This is a genomic window from Microbacterium umsixpiens, assembly GCF_053543675.1.
Window position 1 is genome coordinate 1 of the sequence record NZ_JBLVOH010000176.1, and the last position, 1,977, is coordinate 1,977.

3 protein-coding genes are annotated in these 1,977 nt (G+C 71.6%); 1 reads left to right on the top strand and 2 read right to left on the bottom strand.

Annotation, left to right across the window (positions count from 1 at the left end):
- Nucleotides 1-169 precede the first annotated feature (169 nt).
- Nucleotides 170-853 carry a YqaJ viral recombinase family protein gene (locus tag ACNPM4_RS16810; RefSeq protein ID WP_029261004.1) on the top strand — a complete coding sequence of 228 codons (684 nt, stop codon included), beginning with the start codon at nt 170-172 and terminating at the stop codon, nt 851-853.
- A gap of 15 nt (nt 854-868) precedes the next feature.
- On the opposite strand, the gene ACNPM4_RS16815 is transcribed toward ACNPM4_RS16810, so the two are convergent.
- Both ACNPM4_RS16815 and ACNPM4_RS16820 read right to left on the bottom strand, forming a co-directional pair.
- Nucleotides 869-1,411 carry a hypothetical protein gene (locus ACNPM4_RS16815; RefSeq protein ID WP_029261003.1) on the bottom strand — a complete coding sequence of 181 codons (543 nt, stop codon included), beginning with the start codon at nt 1,409-1,411 and terminating at the stop codon, nt 869-871.
- On the bottom strand, nt 1,408-1,977 hold a 570-nt coding region (locus tag ACNPM4_RS16820), incomplete at its 5' end, for a hypothetical protein (protein WP_448986443.1). The genes ACNPM4_RS16820 and ACNPM4_RS16815, both read right to left, overlap by 4 nt.

The following is a 1,977-nucleotide window of genomic DNA, read 5'->3' on the forward strand; positions in this document are numbered from 1 at the left end:
CACACCGCGAGTGCACCGGATGCTGCCGAGCGCACGGGCTACACGCGCGAACGGGCCGTGCGCTCGGCATCAAGCCGTGCACTCGGCGGAAGGGGAGGGCCGGGGATGCGGGGGCGGGAGGGCGGCGTGTGTGCGAGGGAGGGTCGGCGGGCGGGGTTAGGGTCGAAGGGTGACCCCCGAACTCGCCGCCCGCATCGTCGCGGATTCTCGCGACCGCGTGGCGTGGATGCGCGCACGCTCCCGGGGGATCACCGCCACCGACGTCGCCGGACTCACCTCCGAGAAGTCGATCGCTCGCGCGGCGGACTCCAAGCTCGGCGGAGGCCCCCGCTTCGGCGGCAACGCCTACACCGATCACGGCCGGCGGCGGGAGCCCGAGATCGCGGCGTGGGTGGCAGCGACCCACGGCATCCTCCCGTCTTCCGCCCTGTTCCGCGCCGAAGTCGAGCACCGGCACCTGGCTACGCCCGACGGCATCGCGGTCGACGCCGAGGGGCGAGTGAAGCTCGCCGAGATCAAGACGACCAACAAGGCGTTCCGCGGCATCCCGCGCACCTACCTCCGCCAGATCTGGTGGCAGCAGCACGTCCTCGGCGCCGAGCGGACACTGTTCGTCTGGGAGGAGCACGTCGACTTCTCCCCGATCCACGACGAGCCGCGCTGTGTATGGATCGACCGCGACGACCGCGAGATCGCCAAGCTGGTCGGCCTCGCCACCGACCTCATCGACGAGCTCTACCGACGCACCACCGGCCGGCAGGTCCCGAGCCTCACTCCGGAGGATGCCGCAGCCAGCCGCCGCGAGCAGCTCCGCGAACGCGACGCGTTCCGTGCACTGGCACTGGCCGACTGACCTCTCGGCTTCGACCTAGTAGCTGGCTGCGGTGCCCATCGTGCACTGCGGGTTCGCGCCGAGCAATCCCATGGTCGCGTTCGCCACGAGCCAGTCGGACTTCCACCCGCCCGGCCCGGTGAAGCGGATGCCGAAGGTCTTCGTCGCCCCCAGAAGCCCCGTGAGCAGGCCCCCGTCGATGACGGTGACGTAGGCAGCCGCGGATCCCGTCGTCTGGACGTTCCCGAGGAGGTTGCTCAGGATCGGCTCGAGGAGGCCCTGATTGACGATCTGCCCGAACTCGGCTTTCGTCAGGTCGTACCCCGTCGCGGCGGCCGGTGCCCGCCAGGAGATGGTCACCTTCGGGTTGGCGCCCAGCAGTCCACTGCTCGCCACGCAGCCGGGAGATGCGGAGGCGATGGGTTCCGGGACGTTGATCGAGGTTCCGGTCGCGGTCGCCCGCTCCACATCCGTCCACGCCGCCTCGGTCGACGGGACGGTCGGGGCGAGGCCGACCCCGATCAGCAGCGAGATTCCGAGCACGGCGCCCGCCGACCGCAGACGCTTCTCGGGACTCATCGGACACCGCCGGGTTCACGCGGCTCGACACCGATCGACACGGCACGACGACGAGCGACGAGCAGGACACCGACGACGACCAGCGCCGATGCACCGGCGAGCACCCACGGCGGCAGCGGCGTCGGGCCGGTCGCTGCCAGGCCTCCACCGGGACCGACGATCGCGTCTTCACCGATGCCGCTGGCATGGAGGCGGAGAGTCGTCGAGCCCGCCGCCTCTTCGCCGAGCCCGATGGAGAGCCGGACGTGCGCGACGTCGGTGTCGGCGACCTCACCGAGCCGCACCTCGCCGCCGTCGCGCGGGACCTGCCATGCCGAGCGCACGATCACGGCACCGCCGGGGCATCCGCTCCCCTGCCAGGCGCGCAGACAGATCGACACGTCGAGGAGCAGCGGCGCCTCGCCGGTGGCGCTCAGGGCGATCGTCACGATCCCCGGATCCGGCGCCTCTGCGCTGACGGCGACATCCCATCGCACCTGCTGCCCGGGGAGCAGCGATCCGGCGGCTTCCCAGTCCGCCACCGAGACGAGCCGCAGGATGCGCCCCTGGATGACCTCCGTCGTCGG